Origin of the sequence: Prosthecobacter sp., from assembly GCF_044232965.1 — a bacterium.
Taxonomy (GTDB): Bacteria; Verrucomicrobiota; Verrucomicrobiia; order Verrucomicrobiales; family Verrucomicrobiaceae; genus Prosthecobacter.
In genome coordinates this window covers 15,152-36,016 of the sequence record NZ_JBIIKX010000036.1, presented here as the reverse complement: position 1 = coordinate 36,016, position 20,865 = coordinate 15,152, and the positions used below count along the sequence as shown (strand labels likewise).

Annotated in this window: 19 protein-coding genes; 4 read left to right on the top strand and 15 right to left on the bottom strand. The window is 59.9% G+C overall.

Features of this window, described 5'->3' with window-relative positions; all coding sequences use genetic code 11:
* Window positions 1-64: 64 nt before the first annotated feature.
* The 10 genes from ACILSI_RS15600 to ACILSI_RS15555 form a co-directional block, all read right to left on the bottom strand.
* Window positions 65-490, bottom strand: coding sequence for a hypothetical protein (locus ACILSI_RS15600; RefSeq protein WP_395722823.1), 426 nt, complete (start codon window positions 488-490; stop codon window positions 65-67).
* Between the two features lie 129 nt (window positions 491-619).
* Window positions 620-3,187 (bottom strand): M16 family metallopeptidase, encoded by a 2,568-nt coding sequence (locus ACILSI_RS15595; RefSeq protein WP_395722822.1) that lies wholly within the window; start codon window positions 3,185-3,187, stop codon window positions 620-622.
* Complete coding sequence (locus tag ACILSI_RS15590; protein WP_395722821.1) at window positions 3,184-3,597, bottom strand: Minf_1886 family protein; 414 nt, start codon at window positions 3,595-3,597, stop codon at window positions 3,184-3,186. The genes ACILSI_RS15595 and ACILSI_RS15590 overlap by 4 nt, the downstream gene beginning before the upstream one ends.
* 30 nt (window positions 3,598-3,627) lie before the next feature.
* Window positions 3,628-4,923 (bottom strand): glycosyltransferase family 4 protein, encoded by a 1,296-nt coding sequence (locus ACILSI_RS15585; RefSeq protein ID WP_395722820.1) that lies wholly within the window; start codon window positions 4,921-4,923, stop codon window positions 3,628-3,630.
* Window positions 4,924-5,001: 78 nt separating this feature from the next.
* Entirely contained in the window at window positions 5,002-5,547 is a 546-nt protein-coding gene (gene ilvN, locus ACILSI_RS15580) for an acetolactate synthase small subunit (protein ID WP_395722819.1), read from the bottom strand.
* 56 nt (window positions 5,548-5,603) lie between these two features.
* Complete coding sequence (locus ACILSI_RS15575; RefSeq protein ID WP_395722818.1) at window positions 5,604-6,479, bottom strand: DNA-methyltransferase; 876 nt, start codon at window positions 6,477-6,479, stop codon at window positions 5,604-5,606.
* A gap of 48 nt (window positions 6,480-6,527) precedes the next feature.
* The gene (ilvB, locus tag ACILSI_RS15570; RefSeq protein ID WP_395722817.1) at window positions 6,528-8,255 is read right to left on the bottom strand and encodes a biosynthetic-type acetolactate synthase large subunit; all 1,728 of its coding nucleotides are present in this window, start codon (window positions 8,253-8,255) and stop codon (window positions 6,528-6,530) included.
* Window positions 8,256-8,521: 266 nt separating this feature from the next.
* Window positions 8,522-10,597: a DUF1549 domain-containing protein gene (locus ACILSI_RS15565; protein ID WP_395722816.1), complete on the bottom strand. Its 2,076-nt coding sequence runs from the start codon at window positions 10,595-10,597 to the stop codon at window positions 8,522-8,524.
* A gap of 57 nt (window positions 10,598-10,654) precedes the next feature.
* Window positions 10,655-10,858, bottom strand: coding sequence for a hypothetical protein (locus tag ACILSI_RS15560; RefSeq protein WP_395722815.1), 204 nt, complete (start codon window positions 10,856-10,858; stop codon window positions 10,655-10,657).
* A 7-nt stretch (window positions 10,859-10,865) separates the two neighbouring features.
* Window positions 10,866-12,101, bottom strand: a complete 1,236-nt coding sequence (locus ACILSI_RS15555; RefSeq protein WP_395722814.1) for a PQQ-binding-like beta-propeller repeat protein — start codon at window positions 12,099-12,101, stop codon at window positions 10,866-10,868.
* 218 nt (window positions 12,102-12,319) lie between these two features.
* On the opposite strand from ACILSI_RS15555, the gene ACILSI_RS15550 reads away from it, so the two are divergent.
* On the top strand, window positions 12,320-12,793 hold the full coding sequence (locus ACILSI_RS15550; protein WP_395722813.1) for a hypothetical protein: 474 nt from the start codon (window positions 12,320-12,322) through the stop codon (window positions 12,791-12,793).
* On the opposite strand, the gene ACILSI_RS15545 is transcribed toward ACILSI_RS15550, so the two are convergent.
* Both ACILSI_RS15545 and ACILSI_RS15540 read right to left on the bottom strand, forming a co-directional pair.
* Entirely contained in the window at window positions 12,753-14,795 is a 2,043-nt protein-coding gene (locus tag ACILSI_RS15545; RefSeq protein ID WP_395722812.1) for a carbon starvation CstA family protein, read from the bottom strand. The two genes, ACILSI_RS15550 and ACILSI_RS15545, sit on opposite strands and share 41 nt — an antisense overlap.
* Before the next feature lie 26 nt (window positions 14,796-14,821).
* Window positions 14,822-15,757, bottom strand: a complete 936-nt coding sequence (locus ACILSI_RS15540; RefSeq protein ID WP_395722811.1) for a ThuA domain-containing protein — start codon at window positions 15,755-15,757, stop codon at window positions 14,822-14,824.
* A gap of 88 nt (window positions 15,758-15,845) precedes the next feature.
* Between ACILSI_RS15540 and ACILSI_RS15535 the strand changes: the two genes are divergently transcribed.
* Both ACILSI_RS15535 and ACILSI_RS15530 read left to right on the top strand, forming a co-directional pair.
* On the top strand, window positions 15,846-16,361 hold the full coding sequence (locus tag ACILSI_RS15535; protein ID WP_395722810.1) for a peptidoglycan endopeptidase: 516 nt from the start codon (window positions 15,846-15,848) through the stop codon (window positions 16,359-16,361).
* 13 nt (window positions 16,362-16,374) lie between these two features.
* The gene (locus tag ACILSI_RS15530; protein WP_395722809.1) at window positions 16,375-16,845 is read left to right on the top strand and encodes an RNA pyrophosphohydrolase; all 471 of its coding nucleotides are present in this window, start codon (window positions 16,375-16,377) and stop codon (window positions 16,843-16,845) included.
* A 5-nt stretch (window positions 16,846-16,850) separates the two neighbouring features.
* Here ACILSI_RS15530 and ACILSI_RS15525 read toward each other — a convergent pair whose 3' ends face one another.
* The 3 genes from ACILSI_RS15525 to ACILSI_RS15515 all read right to left on the bottom strand — a co-directional run bounded on the left by ACILSI_RS15525 (window position 16,851) and on the right by ACILSI_RS15515 (window position 19,633).
* The gene (locus ACILSI_RS15525; RefSeq protein WP_395722808.1) at window positions 16,851-17,288 is read right to left on the bottom strand and encodes a hypothetical protein; all 438 of its coding nucleotides are present in this window, start codon (window positions 17,286-17,288) and stop codon (window positions 16,851-16,853) included.
* 111 nt (window positions 17,289-17,399) lie between these two features.
* Window positions 17,400-18,506 (bottom strand): recombinase RecA, encoded by a 1,107-nt coding sequence (gene recA, locus ACILSI_RS15520; protein WP_395722807.1) that lies wholly within the window; start codon window positions 18,504-18,506, stop codon window positions 17,400-17,402.
* A 131-nt stretch (window positions 18,507-18,637) separates the two neighbouring features.
* Window positions 18,638-19,633, bottom strand: a complete 996-nt coding sequence (locus ACILSI_RS15515) for a type II secretion system F family protein (RefSeq protein ID WP_395722806.1) — start codon at window positions 19,631-19,633, stop codon at window positions 18,638-18,640.
* Between the two features lie 133 nt (window positions 19,634-19,766).
* Between ACILSI_RS15515 and ribD the strand changes: the two genes are divergently transcribed.
* Window positions 19,767-20,831 (top strand): bifunctional diaminohydroxyphosphoribosylaminopyrimidine deaminase/5-amino-6-(5-phosphoribosylamino)uracil reductase RibD, encoded by a 1,065-nt coding sequence (gene ribD / locus ACILSI_RS15510; protein WP_395722805.1) that lies wholly within the window; start codon window positions 19,767-19,769, stop codon window positions 20,829-20,831.
* The last annotated feature ends 34 nt before the right edge of the window (window positions 20,832-20,865 follow it).

Sequence of the window (20,865 nt, the reverse complement as noted above, 5' to 3'; positions counted from 1 at the left end):
GCGCCCCAACCGAGTTCTTGATAAAGCAGCCGTCGGGCCAACTTTGGCGGGGATTTTCAGAAAATTAAAATCCGTGGCCCGCGAGTTGCCGCATCAGCGTTGCCAGCGGCAGAAAGATGCCGAGGGAGATGATGACGCCGGCCACGGCCAGCAGGAATGCCGACAGCCCTGCGGCAATCCAGACTTTGAGCACGCGCTGGGAGAAAAAAATCACCATCGCCGCCACCACGGCAAGCAGCCAGAATGTTCCCAGCAGCAGCATGGAATGATCGAGAATCAACAGCGCCAGGGTGGGCAGCTTGTCCTTGGAGCCGAGCAGGTCCATGAACATGTTCTGAAACTTCGGCACGCGAAGCAGGATGAGCGTGTTATAGCAAAGCGGCAACGCCATGAGCACCGCGGCCACACTGCGGACGCTGAAAGAAGGCGTTTTGATCAGGGAGGCGGACGCATCGCGGTTCGGGGAAGTCGGATAGTCTTCTGCGGGCATGTCACAGGCTTATCAAATCTCTGGCCGACCTGTCACGCTCAAATGTCATGCCGAATTGGCACCGTGGTGCCGGCGCTCCTGGGCAGGCGGCCCCGGTTTAAGAAGGAGGGATCAAGCCGATCCCTCTCCTCACTTCGGCAGCACACGAACGATGAAGGCCTTGTTCTCGCCGAAATACTTCGCGGCGATGCGCTGGATTTCCTTGGAACTGATGTCGGCCATGATGCCGGGCAGCTTTTGGAAGTGATCCCAACCGAGTCCGTTGAGCTCGTTCCAAGCCAGCGTGTCGGCCATGCCAGGATTACCCTGTTGCGCCCGCAGCCAGGAACTGCGCCACGTCACGCGGGCGCGGTCGATTTCATCGGTGTGGAGGCCGTTGGCGGCAAGATCATTGATCTGGGCCATGAGTTCCTTCTCGGCGAGCTTCACCTTCTTCGGATCGGTGCCGACGTAGAAGTAGAACGCCCCCGCGCCCATGGCGGCAAAGTTTTGCGCACCGACATAATAAGCCAGGCCGAGCTCCTCGCGGATGCGGTTGAACAAGCGGCTGCCCATGTCGCTGCATGCCTCGTCGATAAGATTGAGCGCATGCACATCACGGTCTTCGAGCCCCACGGTGCGGAAACCGACGACGATGACGGCCTGTTCTTTGTCGAGATGCTCGGTCCACACGCCGGGCTTGGCGCTGGCGTGATAGGTGCGGCTGTGGGTGCTATGGCGCGGGCCTTTGGGCAGCTTGGCGAAGGCTTTTTCGACCTCCTTTTTGATTTCGGCGGCCTTCACGTCGCCAAAGACGGAAATGACACCGTTGTGCGTGGTGAGGCTGACACGCAACATGTCCCGGCAGTCGCCGAGCTTCAAATTCGTGATGGTTTGCTCCGTGCCGAGCGCGGTGCGGTGGAAAGGCTGCCCGGCGAAGATTTCGCGGCGCGCCTTGCGCATCGCGACGGTGAGCGGGTCTTCCTGTTCTTCGAGGATGTTCGCGATCTGGCGCTTCTTCACATCCGGCAGGCTCGCCTGAGGCAGCGTGGGATTGAGAATGAGATCGGAGATGAGATCAAGCGCGGCGGCTTCATCCCCACGCATGACATCGGCACCGAGAATGTAGCGGTGCGCGTCGGCGTTGCAGGCAAGCTGGCCGCCACGATTTTCGAGTTCCGAGGCAATGTGCGCTGCGGCGCGCTTCTTGGTGCCCTTGAGCAGCATGTGTGCTGAGATTTGCGTGACACCAGCGGTGAGATCAGTCTCAGCGGGCACGCCAGCGAGAAAGTTCGCGCGCACACTGACCAGCGGGAGACGGGGATTTTCACCCACAAGCAATGTGAGGCCGTTCTTGAGCTTGAGGTGATGAATTTCAGCACGGGCGGAGTCCGTCCCGCTGGCGGAAACATTCGCGGTTTCGACCTCGGGGCCGACGAGCACGGTACTGACGGCGTCTGGCAGCAGATAGCGCCGCGCGGCATCACGGATGACATCTGGCGTCAAAGCAGTGATGGCGGCGAGGAACTGGCGCTGGTAATCCAGCGAGCCGGAAAGCAGCCAGCCATTGCCGAGGCTGCTAGCCTGGCCCTTCACGCTACTCAAGGTGCGCAACTGGCCACTAAGCGTCGCGCGAACGGCTTTTTCGAGATCGGCACGGTTGGGGCCTGTTTTGCGCATCTGCTCGATGACCTCGTGCATGCCCTGGCGAAGCTTTGTGGCGTCCGCAGGATTGCATTCAGCCTCGACGCTGAACAAACCACACTCCGGGGCACACCAAGCGCCGGCATAGACGTAATGCGCGAGCGCTTTTTTCTCGCGCAACTCCTGATACAGCCGTGAACTGCGTCCTGAGCCGAGCAGGAAGCCCAACACGTCGAGCGCTGGCTTGTCGGCATGGTTTTCACCAGGAATCTGCCAGCCCAGGGCGATGCGCGTGAGGTCGGTGGCGAAGTTTTTTGCAGCGAAGCGCGTGCCTTGCTGCCGTGGCTCGTCCGGCAGCAGCACAGGATCGAAGGCGCGGCGTTTCCAGTCACCAAACAGCTTGGTGATGGCCTCCAGCGTTGCTTGGGTGTCCACATCGCCCGCGATGACGATGAAGGCGTTGTTCGGCACATAATGGCGCTGCACGAAGCCGTGAATATCGGCACGAGTGATTTGATCGAAGACCTCACGATGCCCGATGATCGGATGACGAAGCGGATGACGACGGAAAGAGGTGGCCTGAACGAGATGCTGGATCGTGTCGCCAGGATCGTCATGACCCATGGCCATTTCACGGCGGATGACATCCTTCTCGCGGTCCAATTCGTCGGCGTCGAGCTTCGAGTGCCGCACCATGTCGGCGAGGATGTCGAGATAGCCATCCGTGTGCTCGGCAAGACCGTCAATCCAGTAAACCGTGCGATTGAAGGACGTGTAGGCATTCACATAACCGCCGAGCGCCTGGATGCCCTGGGAGATCTGCACGGGGTCGCGTTTCTCCGTACCTTTGAAAAGCATGTGCTCCACACAATGCGCGATACCCGCGCCCGTATGCTGTTCCTCGTGCAGGCTGCCCGCCTTGATCCACACTTGCACGCTGACGAGCGGATGCGCGTGATCCTCACGGATGATGACCTCCAGGCCGTTTGGCAACGTGGTGACGCTGGCGTCAGGCGCGGGCACAGTGAAGGCGGTTTTTGAGACAGATGAGGAACGGCTCAGTACTTTTTTCATGAAGAGGAGGATGCCCGTGTGGAGCGGGCGGAAGACGGCAGGAACGGCTCGCTGAACGCGGTGGCGAATTCATAGCCTCCAGCGAAGTCTTCGAGGCTGTCGCCGTCGTTTTTGCCGAAGTAGCCAACGTCGATGAGATTGTAAACAATGTTGCCCACGTCCTCGCCGCGCTGGAGCCCCCATTGATCGAGGATGATGTTGGACATGGGGCCATACTCAGAGAGAACATGGTCACGAAAGCCTGCCAGCAGCTCCTGGCCGCTGACGTGCTGGTCGTCAGCGTTTTCATCGCGGAATTTCTTCGCGGCGATGTGCAGGGCGTCGCGCACCAGCTCGTAGGCGGCAGGGTGGTAGCGCGGGTCGTTTTGAATCGAGCGCCTGACGGCATCGGCAAAGCTGATGGAGGTCATGGGCGGACTGAGGGCTGCATGTTCCGAGTGTTACGCGGCACTGGCGGTCGCTTCAAGCAGCACGGCCTCAAATCGCTCGGCCATGCGTGTGGCACTGAACTCCTGGCGGACCTTGGTGATCGCTGTCTTGGTCATTTTCTCACGAAGTTCATCGTCACCGAGCAGGGATTCGAGCGCGTCGGCGAGCGCTTTGGCATCGTCGGGTTTGCAGAGCACCCCGCCCTCGGTGGCGGCGATGAGTTCGGGGAAGGCCCCGTGATCCGGCTGCACCACGGGCACGCCGCTGGCGGCGGCCTCGATGACGTAGAGCCCGAATGCCTCGCCATAGGTGGCGGGGACGCTGAAGACGGTCAGGTCATGAAAGAAATGCACCTTGTCTTTGAAATCGAGGTTCGGGAGCCATTCGACGCGGTTCGCGAGACCTGCGGCGGCGAGCTTTTGCTGCAAGCCGGCGACGTATTTCTCATCCACGGGCGTTTTGGCGCCGCCGATGCGCAGCTTGACGCGTGGCACACTGCCACGTTTCGCCAAGTCGATGAATGCATCGACGAGCGTGGTGAGGCCCTTGCCATGAATCATGCGGGCAAAGTAGCCGATGGTGGGCCAGTTCGGATCGGGTGACGAAGTGGTGAAACTGGTGGTGTCGATGCCGTTGGGGATAACCTTCATCTGGCCTTCGGTGGCATCCAGGCGCTTTCGCATGAGATCGGCGTAGAACTGGCTCGGCGCGATGAAGCAACGGATGCTGCGGGCATTGGTGCGCAGGGCCTCCCAGCATTGCTCGCGATACGGATCGGGCAGCGTGTCGAGGAAGCTGTCCTCGCCTTGCAAAGAACAGACGACGGGGATGCCGAGTTCTTTGGCAATCGTGGGCGCGAGGCCGCTGAGCAGGCTGTTTGAGAAAGAGACGACGTCGAATTTCCCCTGGCTGCGAATCCATTCGATGAGCTTCTGCCATTCGCCCCACTGGCGGCCTTCGGTACCCAGCAGGCTGCCGAGGGCCATTTCACCCAGCGATTTGGCGCTGGTCATGCCCATGCGTTTGGCGGCTTTGCGCAGCTTGTCCGGCGCGTTCAGCCAGCGATGCACGAATTTCGGCAGCTTATGAAACCAGGTGAACTTCTGCTGCAAAAACAGCGAGATGCCGCCGATCTGCACCGGCAGCTCCTGCGTGCCGAACTCACGATCCGTCACCAGCGGCAGATAAAGCGGCGCCATAAGCGCATCATGCCCACGCACCCGCAAAGCCTTGATAAGCGCATGGTCACGCAGGCAACTTCCACAGTGGAAATTGCCGGTGCCGGGGGTCAGGTGAAGGATGCGCATGGAAAATGACGAAGGGCGAATTCAGAATGACGAAGGAATGACCCAAGCTGAACACCGCCGGGCATTCGTCATTTTGGATTACGTCTCGGTCAAGCCGCGAGCCATGACGACTTTGCCGGTGCGCACGGTCTCGACGATGTCGAATTTGGTGAGCAGGCGGACGGCAGCGTCGAGCTTGTCGGTGTTGCCACTGATCAGGGCGATGAGGCTGTCTTCCTGGAGATCGACGGTCTTGCCGTTGTAGTGCTCGATGATCTGGAGGATCTCGGTGCGCTCCCCGGCTCCGGCGGCGATCTTGATGAGCACCATTTCCTTGGAAACGGCGTCGCGGTCGGTGTGCTCGATGCAGTGGATGACGTCGATGAGCTTGTTCACCTGCATGATGATCTGGTGCAGGCCTTCGGGATGACCGCTAATGCCGATGGTCATGCGGCTGAAGCGCGGATCACGCGTCTGGGAAACGACGAGCGACTCGATGTTGAAGCCACGGCGGCTGAACACGGCGCAGATGCGGCCGAGGACGCCAGGCTGGTTGTTCACCATGACGCTGAGCGTGTGGATGTTGATGATGTCAGCCTGCGGGGCGGGCTTTTTGTCGGTGGTGGCGGGGATGCGGTCGGGCATGGCGTGTGACGGGGGCGGGTTGATGAAAAAAGGATCGTGGGTGGCGAGGGAAGTTCTCAGTGCTCAGTGCTCAGTTCAAAGAGGTCAGGCAGCGAATGCGAAGACTGAGCACTCGGCACTGAGCACTGAGCACTTGATTTCACACTGGCTGAACCGCTTCCAATCGCCTTGAGCCGTTCGGTCGCGATCTGGATGTAGTTGGAGTCTTTTTCGATGCCGAGCCACTTGCGCTGGAGACGTTTAGCAGCGGCGGCGGTGGTGCCAGAGCCGAGGAAAGGGTCGAGGACAAGGTCGCCTTCGTCCGTGGAGCAGGCGACGAGTTTTTCGATGAGGTCGATGGGCTTTTGCGACGGGTGGCCGCACTTTTCCTTCGAGATGCCCTTCAAACTGGGCACGCGGAGGATGTTGGTGGCGAACTTGCCGGCTTCGAGATGAGCACGGCGGGCGTCCATGTCTTTGTAGCGCTTGTCCTTGAGGTAGGTCTCAATGGTCTTCGCATCGTAGGGGATGCGCACGGCGTCCTTGTTGAACTTCACCTTCGCGCCTTTGCGCATCACGAGCACCATCTCGTACTGCGGCGTGAAGCTGTCCCGCCGCTCGTCATAGCCCACCGCACGATCCCAGATGATGAGATCGTGAAACTGGTGCTGCTGGGTGAGGCGGGACATGAGGTGGAGGAAAGTGTGCTCGCGTTTGCCTAGCTGGCCGAAGATGAAGCAGAGGCCGTCCTCGCGAAGGACGCGCATGGATTCAGCCACCCACGCCTCGCACCAGGCGAGGTAGTCGGCGGCTGTTTTCCATTGGGTGTCCCAGGCTTCATTTTCGAGAACGTTGAAGTAAGGCGGATCGGCGATGATGGCTTGGGCGACGGCATCGGGGAGCTTTTGGAGTTCCTGGAGGGCGTCGCCGTGGATGATGCAGTTGGTTTTCATCGGCCGATGGGAACACGGATGATGTCATCCGCACTCCGGGAGATGCGACTAGGTCGAACCGGTGGGCTTCTCCATTTTCGTTTTCGGCGCCTCGGTGAGCATGTCTTCGAGAGCGGCACCGGCAGGGATCATGGGGAAGACGTTTTCGAGCTTGATGCACTCGGCTTCGATGATGCAGGGGCCGTCGTTGTAATCGAGGGCCTGCTGGAGAATGCGCTCCACGTCAGCGGGGCGGCGGATATGCCAGCCTTTGATGCCGTAAGCTTCGCCGAGCTTCACGAAATCGGGGTTGCCGATGAGATCGACACCGCTTTCGCGGTTCTCGAAGAAGAGCTCCTGCCACTGGCGGACCATGCCGAGGTAGCTGTTGTTCAGGATGAGAATCTTGATCGGCAGCTTGTGAATCGCAGCGGTGGCGAGTTCAAAGAGAGTCATCTGGAAACCGCCGTCGCCGGAGATGGAGACGACCGTCTTGTCTGGGCAGGCGAGCTGGGCACCGATGGCGGCGGGGAAGCCGAAGCCCATGGTGCCGGCACCGCCGGAGCTGAGCCAGTGGTAGCTGGAGTCGTTCTTGTAGAACTGTGCGGCCCACATCTGGTGCTGGCCCACGTCGGTGGAGACGATGGCTTTGCCCTTGGTGAGGTTGTACAGTTCATCAATGACCTGCTGCATGCGCAGACCGCCCTGCTTCTTATAAGAGAGGGGGAACTTTTTCTTGTAACCGTCGAGGTGGGTGAGCCAGTCTTCGGTGGGCAGTTTCTCGACGAGAGGAAGGAGGTCACTCAGCGCGGCTTTCGCGTCGCCTTTGATCGTGACGTCCACCTTGATCATCTTGTTGAACTCCGCCGCGTCGATGTCGATGTGGATGAGCTTGGCGTTGCGGCCAAACATGTGCGGTTTGCCGATGATGCGGTCGTCAAAGCGGGAGCCGACATTGAAGATGAGGTCGGCTTCGCAGATGGCCTTGTTCGCATACGCGGTGCCGTGCATGCCGAGCATGCCGAGCGAAAGCGGGTGCGTTTCGGGGAAGATGCCTTTGCCGAGCAGGGTCGTGGTGACCGGGCAGCCGAGGGTTTCGGCCAGCATGAGCAGTTCCTTGTCCGCACGGGCGATCATGGCTCCCTGACCGGCGAGGATCACGGGACGCTTGGCCTGGGAAATGAGGCGAGCGGCTTCTTTAATACCCGTCTGATCAATTTTGAAGTTCTCCTCAGGATGATAACCAGGCAGATCCATCGGCTCGTCAAACGTGCCGGTGAAAGGCCCCTGGCTGATGTCCTTCGGGATGTCGATGAGCACCGGACCTGGGCGGCCCGTGGTGGCGATGTGGTAGGCTTCCTTGGCGATGCGGGGCAGCGCGTTCGAGCTCTTCACCAGGAAGTTGTGCTTCACGACCGGGGCCGTGATGTTAAAGATGTCCGCCTCCTGGAAGGCATCCTTCCCGAGCATCCAGGTGACCTGCTGGCCGCAGAGGACGATCATCGGCACGCTGTCCATCTGTGCGGTCATGAGGCCGGTGACGGTATTGCCAGCGCCGGGGCCGGAGGTGACGAGGACGACGGCGGGCTTGCCGGTGGCACGAGCGTAACCATCGGCCATGTGAACGGCTCCCTGCTCGTGGCGGACGAGAATGAACTTCATGTCCGTCTTGACCGTCTCCAAGGCATCGAAGATCGGAATCGCAGCGCCGCCGGAGTAGCCGAAGATGTATTCGATGCCGAGGTCGGCGAGGGTTTTGATGAGCGCCTGTGCGCCGTCCATTTTTTGCTGACTCATGGTGATTGGGGTGAAAATTGCGGTTTAGATGGGCAAAATGGGATTGGAAGTGAATTTATCAATCTAAAGTTTGCCGTTTAGGCAGCAAAAGTGAATTTATACAGGCGACTCACCTTTAAAAATGACCCATTTTGACCAAAACATCGAAAATCAAGATGTGATGATCGAAAAATGATCGTCAGTCAAGCTGGACACTTTCCAGCATTCGTTCGCGTCAAGCGGATGACTTGCGGGAGCGTTCAACCGACCACGATTGCTGTAGGCGGCTACTGGATGAACAAGAACTCCAGTCCCGTGAGCAGGGACCAGATCAGGTCCGAACTGCCAGTGTCCGCAGATTCCTTGAGCAAGGCCAGCGATTGAGCCAGTTCACGGGGGGTGGGGTGGCGGGAAAGGATGGTGAGGAACACGTTTTTCACCTGATCTTCCGTAGTCTCGTTTTTCTTCGCGCTGCGGATCAGCAGAGAGTCGGGGTTCGTGATCATCTCCTGCACTGGCCCATTCATGAGAAGCAGCACCTGTGGCTGGCTACCCATCGTGTGGCTGGCATCAATGAACATGCGCTCGCTCTGCCCGAAGTCGCGCAGGAAGTGCCCAGGGGGAGCGGGCTGCTCCAGCTCCGCCGCACGCATCAGTTGCATGCCGTTATAGGTCAAAATTTTGCCCTTCATCCCGCCCGCATCGGCAATGGAGCCGCCCATCTTGGCTTGCTTCATCTGCTCCAGCTTCTCGAACGCCGCCAGTTTCGAAGCCATTGTCAGCCCAGTGCTCTTGTCGATGTCGATGTCAATGCTGCGCTCATAATAGGTGCCCATCTCATTGCGATAAGCGTCGGGATTACCGAGCACGAGAGTCATGAAGCTGTCCCAAGTCTGCTCCGCCGACATGCGGCGTAGCAGCGGCCCTTGGAAGTAATATGGCATACCCATGAGAACCGGAGTCGTCGTGGCGGCCCGCTGCCAGGCCTGCGTGTTGTACACGACGCGCATGAACTCCTTCAAATTGAACTTCAACCGCAGCATCTCGCGGCCGAGGTGCGCCAGCAGTTCAGGATTGGCCGCGCTTTTTGGATCATCCACATTGCGCACCGGCTCCGCGACGCCATAGCCAAAGGCCCGCTGCCAGAGGCGATTGGCAATGGTGATGCCGAAGCGCGGGTTCGAAGGATGCGTCATCCATGAGGCGAAGGAAATGCGCAGTTTTTCTTCCTTGTTGCGGTTCTGCTGGTAGGCACCGTTGTTGCGATCCTCGGCGCTCCAGCGGATGAATTTGGGCTTCACCATCTCCCCTGGCTTGGCGCCCTTATACTTGTAGTCCATCGGCAGGCGCAGGCGGTTTTCCTTGATGTCACGCACCTCGACACGGTTGGCATTGATGATGTCTCCCACACGACCAGCGGCGTCTTCAACCGTCTTCGGATCGCCGCCGCTTTTTTCCGCCAGTTCACGCAGCTGCGCCATGATGCGCTCCTGCGGGTCACCGTTCTCCAGATTCTGATCGGTGACCTGAGTGATCGTCGCGCCGAAGAACGCTGCCAACTCGTAGAATTGCATTTGAGTCCATTCGGAAAACGGATGGTCATGGCACTGGGCACAGGCGACGTCCGTGCCCAAAAAGACGGAGAAGGTGTTTGCCAAATTGTCCAGCAGCATGCCGCTGTCACGCAGCAGGTAACCCGTGGCACCGTTGTCCCAAAGCTTGCCGGTAGCAGTGAGCATGTCGTAAACCATGCGGTCGTAGGGCCGGTTCGCCGCGATCTGCTCCTTCAGCCAGTCAATGTATGGCTGCGCCGTGACCATCGCGATGCCTTCGGGATCACGTACCCGAAACATGTCGGCAAAGTAATTGTAGAGATGACTCTGATAACCCGGCGAATCGAGCAGCATGTCGATCAGCTTGCCGCGCTTCGTCGGTGCGCTGTCATTTAGAAATGCTGCGGCCTCATCTGCCATCGGGATGCGGCCGGCGATGTTCAAAAAGGCCCGGCGCACGAATTCCTCATCGCTGCTTGGGCCATTCGGCTTCAAACCCTGCTTTACCAGCATCTTGTTCACCAGCGCGTCCATCTTCGCCGCCGCTTGGGCCGCGTTCATGTTGGAAGGTACGTTGATCTGCGGTGCGGGCAGCTTTTTCGCCAGCTCACGATCCTCCGCGCTCAGCGACGCGAATGGAAAGCGGTGCAGTTGCCCGTCGCTCGTTTGCAGATTGATGAACTCGCCATCCAGGCCAGCAAAAACCGCCAGCACCTTGCGCCCTTGCACATCGGTCCAGGTGCGCGGCGTCGTTTGCGCGAGTGCCGCAGTGGTCAGCAGGCCGATCAAAAGCAAGAGCTTCGTTTTCATAGTGCACGCAGTCTGATCAACTCCCGCCGCTGTGCAATTGCGATTTCAACCCGCTACTCAGCCCCATAGCAAGAAGATGCCAATGGCGGTCAAGGCACCCAACACCACCAACGCGATGCAGCCGAATCCAAGGCGCATCCAGGACCGCCGAGCCTCCCGATTCAGCTCCGTTTCACCGAGTAGGGAGTTCTCGGTTAGTGATTTGTCGGCAGAACCGATTGCCGCAAAGAATTCGAAGATGGCGTGCAAGAAGTCGAGCATGAAAGCATCACTTTTTGATCCGGTACAGATTCCCCTCCGTGCGGATGAGCAGATCAGAGCCGACGACCGCATAGGAGGCCAATGTGTGCTCACCGAGGTCGTTCTTGGATAGGATTTGGAAGGTCTTGCCGGGTTTCACGACGACGCCGAGGCCTTTTTCGTCCTGAAGGTAGAGTTTGCCGTCGGCGAAGAGCGGGGAGGCGGAGATGGGGCCGGTGCAGCGTTCCTGGTAGTGGACCTGGCCGGTTTTGGCATCGACGCAGGAGAGGATGCCGTTGTCGGCGATGAAGTAGAGTTCATCGCCGATGACAACCATGCTGGGGTCGTGCGGGGCGGCTTTGTCGATGCTCCAGGCGAGATGTGTGGCGGTCACATCGCCTTTGCCATCCGGCTTGATGGCGAGGACGACGGGTTTGTCGAAGCCGGTGCTGATGAAAAGCAGGCCGTGAGCAAAGATGGGACGCGGGACGACGGAGTAGCCTTGGTCGTAGTTGAAGCGCCAGATCTCCGTGCCTTCCTTGGGGTTCAACGCGTTCACGACGCCGCTGCCGGGAGTGATGAGCTGCTTCTGGCCGTTCACCTCAATGATGAGCGGGGTGCAGAAGGAGAATTTCTTTTTTGCGTCCGACTGCCGCGCGAAGGCCCAGCGCTGCTTGCCGGTGGTTTTGTCGAGCGCGATGACCTTGGGGTCCGTTTCGGCATCGGCGGAGAAAATGAGCAGGTCTTCAAACAGCACCGGGCTGCTGCCATTGCCATGCACAGGCGAGTAAGCAAACTCCTGCGTGCTCCAGATCGTTTTCCCGGTCGCCGCATCGAGGCAGGCGGTGCCCAGGTGGCCGAAGTGGACGTAGAGTTTGCCATCTTCATAGACTGGCGTCGGGCTGGCATGGCTGTTCTTGCGATGCGTGCGCGGCGAGGTAGCGGTGAAGATTTCAACGTCCCAAACCGGCTTCCCCGTGGCCGCATCGAGCGCCAGCGCATGCAGCGAGCGGTCAGCCTTCGGATCTTCCACACCACCGACAGGCAGCGCGGAAGTGAGGAATATGCGCTCCCCGATCACCACTGGCGAAGACCAGCCGATGCCCTCCAACGGCGCCTTCCAAGCGATGCCCGCCGTCGGACTCCAAGTCAGCGGCAGATTCGTGGCTTCCGAATGGCCTTGGGCATTGGAGCCACGAAATTCCGGCCAGTCGGCGGCGGAGAGGAACGAGGTCGAGAGAAGGAGGACGAGAGTGGTGCGCATGAGGCGGAAAGAACGCACGCAAAAAGGAGGCGTTTGCAAAGAGCAGGTCAGTGTTTTGGAGTGCGCCGGTCCTCCGGCGCTTTCGAAAGTCTCCAGGTTCACGAAAAGCTCCAGAGGGCTGGAGCACTCCAGGACGCTGACGCGCCAATCAAGCGTCTTCAGCAGCGGGACAATAAAATGTGCTTGTTGTGCCAGGATTAAATCCACACCATTGACCCATGTCACTCCGCAAGAGACATATCGCTTTGGGAGCTCTCTTTGTGCTGCTGCCCTTAGGCACGAGAAAAGAGATGGAAGATCGCACGGCAGCCATGCGGAGTTGCCTGACTTGGGCCACGATGCGCATCAGCCCTTATGTATTGGGAAAACCCAGCGAGACCACACGGTGGCTCAGTGAGAAGGTGATTGCAGGGGCGCATGAACCCGTCTGGTGGCTGTTCGAAAGCAACAATCTTTGGTTACAACTCCCTCGCCATGGCCCACCACCAGGGCACTACCCGCTGCGCACCCTATTTTGGGATTTCTATCAGCAGGCAGGAGAACGTGAGAAGGAACAAGTCATTGCCACCGCCCGTCGTTACTTCGACGCTTCAGATTCCATGACGCGAAGCGCAATCTTTGACGAAGCATACGAGAAATGGGTCAGCCCCATCACGCGCTCTCAGGCAGCGCCACGTACGGATCTTCGTTGAGCACGATCTTCTTCGAGCCGCTGAGGAGCTTGATCCACTCGCGCAGGCAGCCGAGGAAGATGATGGCGACGGCGAAAAGGAAGAAGGCGGTGACAACGGTATCGACAGTGAAGTTAAACTGCTGCGCGGCCCAGGTCTTCATTTCCTGCGGCGTGCCTCCGGCAGCCATTTTGTCGCCGTAGAATTTCGCGCCGGAGATGAAGCCCATGCGCGGATCTTTGTCCAAGAGCTTGATGTAGCCAGCCGTGAAGGTGGCGCTCATGAGGAAGAGCAGCGGGATCACGGTGACGAGCAAGTAGCGGGCCTTGCCCATCTTGATGAGGATGGTGGTGCCGAGGCAGAAGGCGATCACCGCTAGGAGCTGGTTCGCGATGCCAAAGAGCGGCCACAGCGTGTTGATGCCGCCCAACGGATCGACCACGCCTTGATACAGGAAGTAACCCCACGCGGCGACGAGCAGGGCGCTGGCGAAAATGTTCGCCGGAAGGCTGCGCGTGTTGCCCAGTGGCTTCCAGATACCGCCGAGGAAGTCTTGCAGAATGAATCGCCCCACTCGTGTGCCCGCATCGATGGTCGTCAAAATGAACAGCGCCTCAAACATGATGGCGAAGTGATACCAGAACGACATCCACGCCGGGCCAAAAGCACGTGCGAACATCTGCGCCATGCCGACGGCAAAGGTCGGCGCACCACCCACTCGGCCAAACATGGTCTTTTCGCCGATGTCGGCGGCCAGTTTGTCCATGCCTGCCACGGTGACGGGGAATCCGGCGGTGGAGATGACGCCGACCACTTCCTGCGGGGCCATAGTCTTGTTGATGCCGGCATTGATAGCGAAGTATTCGCCGGGTTGCAGCGCACAAGCGGCGACGAGCGCCATCAAGGCGACGAGCATTTCTGTGACCATCGCGCCATAAGCGACGCTGCGGATAGAATCTTCGCGATCGAGCAGTTTCGGTGTTGTTCCCGATGAAATAAGCGCGTGGAAGCCAGAGATGGCTCCGCAGGCGATGGTGATGAACACAAACGGGAAAACGGAACCGAGAAAGACGAGGCCGGAGCCATCAACGAACTTCGTGAGCTTCGGCATTTGAAGATCAGGAGCCACCCAGATGACCACCACGGCCAGAACAGCCACGGTGCCGATCTTCATGAAGGTACTGAGGTAATCACGCGGCGCGAGAAGCATCCACACCGGCAGAACCGAGGCAGCGAAGCCGTAAATCATGATCGACCACGCGATGGTCTCGCCTTTGTAGTCAAAGAAGTCCTCGATGCCCCATTCCTTGAGATTGCTGCCAGCCCACACGCTGACGATGAGGCCGACGATGCCGAAGATGGTGATGTCGCGCACACTGACTTTGAAGATCGTGTGACCGAAGCCCATGATGAAGGCCAGCGGGATCGTCATGGCGATGGTGAAGAGACCCCATGGGCTTTCGGCGAGCGCTTTGACCACCACAAGGCCGAGCACGGCGAGCAGGATCGTCATGATCGCCAGCACGGAAACCATCGCCACGAAGCCGACGAGGGGATTGACCTCCTCCTTGAGCATCTGGCCCACTGATTTGCCACCGCGACGGATGGACGCGAACATCACAATCGCGTCATGCACACCACCGCCGAGCGTGGCACCAATCAAAATCCACAGCATGCCCGGCAGATAACCAAACTGCGCGGCGAGCACCGGCCCCACCAGCGGTCCAGGTCCGGCGATGGCCGCAAAATGATGGCCGAAGACGACCCATTTGTTCGTGGGCACGAAGTCCTTGCCGTCCTGCTTCGTGTGCGCGGGCGTGGCACGGTGGCCGTCCAAAACGAGCACCTTGGTGATGAGCCACTTGCTGTAAAAGCGATACGCGACGGCAAAGGAACACAAGCCGGCAACGACGAGCCATAGGGCGTTGATCGTTTCGCCTTTGTGGAAAGCGGAGAATGCGACGGAACCAGCACCGAGTGCGGAGATGGCGATCCAGATGAGAACTTGCAGGGGTTTGGGCATGGTCGTGTCTGTGCGCGTTTTTTTAGTTACTTGGCGGCCGGTTTGGCAGGCTTCGGCGGCGGAGGTTCGACGTAGGGCGGGTTGGTCAATGCGTTGGGCGCGGCTTCTTTGAGGTTGGGATAGATGTCAGCTTCGACATCGCCCAGCGCCCATTTCACGCCGCCGACGAGGATGTTTTGGAAGGTAGGATTGGTCCAGACGTCCTCGCGATGGCCCATGGCGGTGTACCAAACGCGGCCATCGCCCTCTTTGCGGGCCCAGGTGCTCGGGAAAGCCGGGCGCTCGTATTCTTTGCCGGTCATGGCCGGGGAGTCGATCACACTGAGCACATGAATGTCAGGCGTGAAGTCCTTGAGCGAGTACCATTCCTCCTGGAAGCCGTATTCGGCGCCGACATTCTCAAAGCCGGGGAATTTGGGATTGGTGACGGTGTTTTTGGCGACCTGCTGTGCACCATGCTTGATGAACTCGCCACCGAGGAAGCGAACATACGGATCGGCCTTCTCGCCATGGTTCAAATAACGATCCGGGCCTTTTTTCGACTCGTTGTTGGTGTGGAAGGTGTCGCTGGCGGAATGGGTGCCGATGAAGCCCTTGCCCGCCTTCACATAATCAAACAGCGCCTGCTTGCCCTCGGGGGACATCGGCGGCTGCTTGTCGGTGCCTTCGCTGCACAGATCGCCAGTGGTGTAGAAAAAGACGGCGTCAAACTGGTTCAGGTAATCTTTGCTGAACTTGGAGCCGTCCTTGGAGAACTCGAAGTCCCAGCCGTTCTTTGCGCCGAGCTCCAGCAGCACCTTTTCCGCATGGCTGGGCTGGCCGTTCTTCCAGGAGATGACGCTGTGCTCAAAGCCGCTCGATTTGGTGAAGAAGAGGATCTTGCGCTTGGCAGGAGCGGCGGCAAACGCCACGGCGCAGACAGCGGCGGCGAGAAGCAATGGAGCGGCGAGTTTTTTCAGCATGGCGGGCGATTCTGGCGGGTTTTTGAAAACAAGGCAAGGCAGTGTTGCGCACCTTGTCATTTCACAAGTGCGTAATACGATGGCGGCGATGATGCGACTTCTCCTGAATCTTCTTCTGCTGCCGCTGTGTGTGCTGCTTTGCCAATGCGGCTCCAGTGCCAGCAACCGCTGGGAGTACAAATATGCGCCGGGCAAGACGGCGGTTATCATCGGTGGCAGGGCTGTTCCGCCTGCAAACGCCCCAGAGGAAGTGCTGCGGGCGGTCACGGCGGGCAATCGCATCTGCACCAAGCCCTATCGTCGCGGTGGCGGGCATGCCAAATTCGAGGACAGCGCCTATGACTGCTCCGGCACCGTGTCGTATGTGCTGCATGCGGCGGGCAAGCTGGACGCGCCCACTATTTCGTCAGCGTTTCGCAGTTATGGTCGCAGCGGCAAGGGCAAGTGGATCACCGTCTATGCCCGCAAGGGGCATGTGTTCATGGAAGTGGCCGGGCTGAGGCTCGACACGGGTTACAGTGATGCTGACAGCGATGGCCCGCGCTGGAGCAGCCGTTCGCGCCCCTCGAAGGGTTATTCAATGAGGCATCCCTCAGGCCTGTGATGATTTTCCAACCATGATCCCCGCCGAAGCCATCGTCTATCGCCCGAACGTCGCCGCCATCCTCCAGCGTGAGAACGGGGACATCTTTGTGGCCGAGCGCATCAACATCAAAGGCGCCTGGCAGTTCCCGCAGGGCGGCATTGACGAGGGGGAGGACGCGGAGCAGGCCATGTTTCGTGAGATCGAGGAAGAGATCGGCGTGAAGCGTGACCTGCTGAAGATCCTGCAACGCCGCGACGGCTACCGCTACGCCTTTGCCAAAGGACGGCTGAAGTACGGCATCTACGGTGGGCAGGAGCAGACGTATTTTTTGTGCCGCTTCCTGGGCCAGGACACCGATTTCAATCTCGCCGCCACCCACCAGGAGTTTGCCAGCTTTCGCTGGATCAAGCCGTCTGAGTTTCAGATGGACTGGGTGCCGAAGTTCAAGCGCACGGTCTACCGGCAGGTGATGCTCGACTTTTTCGGCGTCGAGTTCGCGTAGTCGGCTCAGTTCAGGCCAAAACACCGCAAACCAGGCAGCCGTGGTTTGAACCAGCGCATTTTCGACCGGATCTTTGGCAACTGCTCGACGAGCAACGAGACTTCAAAGCCGGAAGAACCATCCTCACGCCGCAGGGCCGGGCAGGCGACCACCAGCCCCTTCAGTGTGACCCAAGGGCTGTCCGAATCGACCACCATCTGTGAATGCAGTGGTAGGGAGGAACGCCGGATGCGAACCTGCACCTCGGCGCCGATGTCAAAACGACAGCGCGACCAGAACACCAGCCCGCAGGCGGAGACCTCACACAGCTCGACGACGATTTGCCGTCCACCGCATGACGACTTGGCATCGTGCGCGGAGGTTTCCTGCTGGTGCTGGCCGTGTTTAGCCATACGAGTCGCGGAGTGACCGCGAAAAGAGGCGCACAGCGGCAGGAAAGTCAAACGGGGAGGTGACGATGAGGCATCCTGCCAGAGAATAGAAACCAGAGGGAAGAAGATAGAGAAGCCAGCCCCTACCTTCTATTCTCTACCCGCCATCTACTTTCTGCGAACTTACTCCTCAGCATCCGCAGAAGGAGCGGCTTTCGACGAGCCTTTCTCGGCGGCAGCACCCTTCTCGGCCTGCTTGGCTTTCACGGCGGCCTCGATCTCGGCATAGACGGTGGCGTCGTTGCGGAGGACTTCCTTGGCGGCGTCACGGCCTTGGGCGAGCTGGGTGCCTTTGTAGCTGATCCAGGAGCCGCGTTTTTGCAGAATCTCGAAGTCCATCGCCAGATCGAGCAAGGAACCGACATTGGAGATGCCCTCGTTGTACATGATGTCGAACTCGGCCTCGGTGTAGGGCGGGGCGAGCTTGTTTTTGACCACTTTGACCTTGGTGCGGTTGCCGGTGACGGTGCCGTCGGTGGTCTTGATGGCACCGATGCGGCGGATGTCCACACGCACGCTGGCGTAGAACTTGAGCGCCTTGCCGCCAGGGGTGGTTTCGGGGTTGCCGAACATGACGCCGATCTTTTCACGAATCTGGTTGGTGAAGATGCAGCAGGTGCGGGCCTTGGCGATGATGGCGGTGAGTTTGCGCAAGGCGGCGCTCATCAGACGTGCCTGGGCGCCGACGGTGGAGTCGCCGATCTCGCCTTCCAATTCCTGACGTGTCACGAGCGCGGCCACGGAGTCGATGACGATGACATCAAGCGCATTGGAGCGGACGAGCGTTTCGCAGATGCGCAGGGCTTCCTCACCGGAGCTGGGCTGCGAGACGAGCAACTCGTCCATTTTAACACCGAGTCGGCGGGCGTAGGCAGGATCAAGGGCGTGCTCCACGTCGATGAAGGCGGCAAGGCCGCCGGTCTTCTGCGCCTGGGCGATGACGGTGAGGGTGAGAGTTGTTTTACCAGAAGATTCCGGGCCGTAGATTTCCACCACACGTCCACGCGGGAAGCCGCCGGTGCCGAGCGCCTGGTCGATCAGGAGATTGCCGGTGGGGATGACGCTGATGTCGGATTTGATGCCTTCGCCGCCCATGCGGAGGATGGCTCCTTCACCGTAGTCTTTTTGGATCTGCTGGATGGCGAGGTCGAGGTTGCGGCCGCGGGCTTCGGCGAGCTTGTCGGTCTTCGGGGTCGCTTCGGCGGTTTCTTTGGAAGGGGAGCGGGCCATGGTCGTGGAGGTGTGTGTTGGTGATTAAAAAGCTGTTCGGCCGAACAGAAAGCGCATTCAAAGCGAGACGTAAAGCCTTTTCACCCGACAACGGGGATTTATTTCAACCAGACCGGTCAAACCGGCCCGAATCAAAGGGCTTCGAGCTGCTTCAGCATGCCACCGTAATAACCGCTCATCATGCTGATGATGCGATACGACACATAGAGCACCACGATGCCATACCCGATCTTCGGCAGCCACTGCGCCGCCCGCTGCACGGCGTCGTTGGCCTCAATGGCTTCGGCGGCAGCCCAGCGGTTCATCTCGTGGTCCAAAGTGCCCGCCTCCTCCGCTGTGGAGACGCCATGCACGAAGACGATGGGAAAGCCATGCACGTCCGCCATCGCCCCGGCGATGGTCTCACCAGCAGCAATGCGCTGTGCCGCATCCTTCGAGGCGCGTCGCAGCAGCCCGCTGTGCGAGGCCGCCCCAGCCAATTGCATGCACTCCGTCATCCGCATCGAGGCCAGCAGGCAGGCATGAAACACCTGCGCAAACCGCGCCAGCGCCCAATGCCGCCGCACACCGCCGATGAGCGGGATGCGCCCCAGCCATTCATCCATCACCGCCGACTCCGCCCCCCGCCGCGAGAACCAGCGCCACAGCAAAAACGACGACAGCAAAATGAGCCACAGCACGGCCAGCGGCATGAAAACACCACGCAACGAGAGACTCTGCCCCTCCATCGACGCCATCACGAGCGCGGGCAGTTCCGGCAGCACGATGCCAAGGTGTGCGAGCACCAGCGGATAGATCACCGCGCTCATTGCCTGCCTCATCGCCACGTCCCATGCCTCAAAATAACGCGCCAGATGACTGAACGCGTCGCTGAGGCGTCCGCTGCGCTCCCCGGCCTCGATCAAGGCCAGCTCCAGCGTGCCAGTGAACACCTCGCAGTGGATTCGCAGCGACTCGGTGATCCCCTTCCCCTCCGCCAGACCGCGTTGAAGCCCCAGCAGCCACGTCTGACGCGCATGCGAGGGCCGTTGGTTGAGCAGCAGTTGGATTGTCCGGTCCAGATGAAAATCCGCGCCCACCAGCTTGGCCAGTTCGCGGTAGAGCAGCGCTTTTTGGGAGAGTTTCATCAACTGCCACAGAGTAAACCGCCACCCACACGCCACGGCGAGCACAAAATCATTCCGCCTGCCATCCTGTTCGCCGCGTGACGGAATTCTTGCTTCTCACACCGGCTTTGTTGTTTACTCTCTTCTCTTCCCAATGCCGCCTCCCTCCGACAAAAAAGACAGTACCTCTGACCAGCGCTGGATGCACCTCGCTCTCGACCAGGCGCAGCGTGGCGTCGGCCTGACCAGTCCGAATCCTCCTGTGGGAGCTGTCATCGTCGCGCAGGGGAAAGTCATCGGGCAGGGCTATCATCACAAAGCAGGAGAGGCGCATGCCGAGGTGGAGGCGATCCGCGATGCCCGGCAGTTCAATCCCAAGCTGCTGCCGGGAGCGACGATTTATGTCACGCTCGAACCCTGCTGCACGCAGGGCCGCACGCCGCCCTGCACAGAGGCCATTAAGGCCGCGGGTATCAAACGCGTCGTCTATGGCGCGAACGATCCCAATCCGCAGCACGCCGGACGCTGCCGCGATATTTTTCTGCTCGCCGGCATCGAAGTCACTGCAGGTGTGCTGGAGGCCGAATGCGCTGCGCTTATTCGCCCCTTTTCCAAATGGATCACCACTGGCATGCCTTATGTCATCGCCAAGGCCGGACAGAGCCTCGACGGCCGCATCACACGTCCCGCCGGTGAAAGCCAGTGGATCACCAATGACGCCGCCCGCGCTCATGGACGCCGACTGCGCATGCGCGTGGACGCCATCATCGTTGGCGCAGAAACCATCCGCAAAGACAACCCGCAGCTCACCTTGCGGGATGGCAGCGTGGGCAGCGGTAAATTGCAGCCCTGGCGCGTCGTCCTCACCCGCAGCGGCGAGATTCCACCGCACTCCCACATCCTTACTGACGAGTTCAAGGACCGCACGCTCATCATGCTCGGCAAGGATCTGCCGGACGTTCTCAAAGATCTGGCCAGACGCGGCGTCCTCTCCGTTCTCATCGAAGGCGGCGGCATCCTCCTCGGCCAGGCCTTCCGCGAGCGACTCGTGGACGAGGTTTATTGGTATATCGCCCCGCGCTTCTGCGGTGGCGGCCGCCCTTCCCTGGCCGGACCCGCTCTGCCGCAGTCCATCGAGCTCGAAAACGTCACCGTCCGCCCGATGGGCGACAATGTGATGATGCACGGCTTTCCGACATGGCAGAGCCAACAGGACTGACGCAAAGCCTCGCCTTGCCAGCGCATGCGAGAGC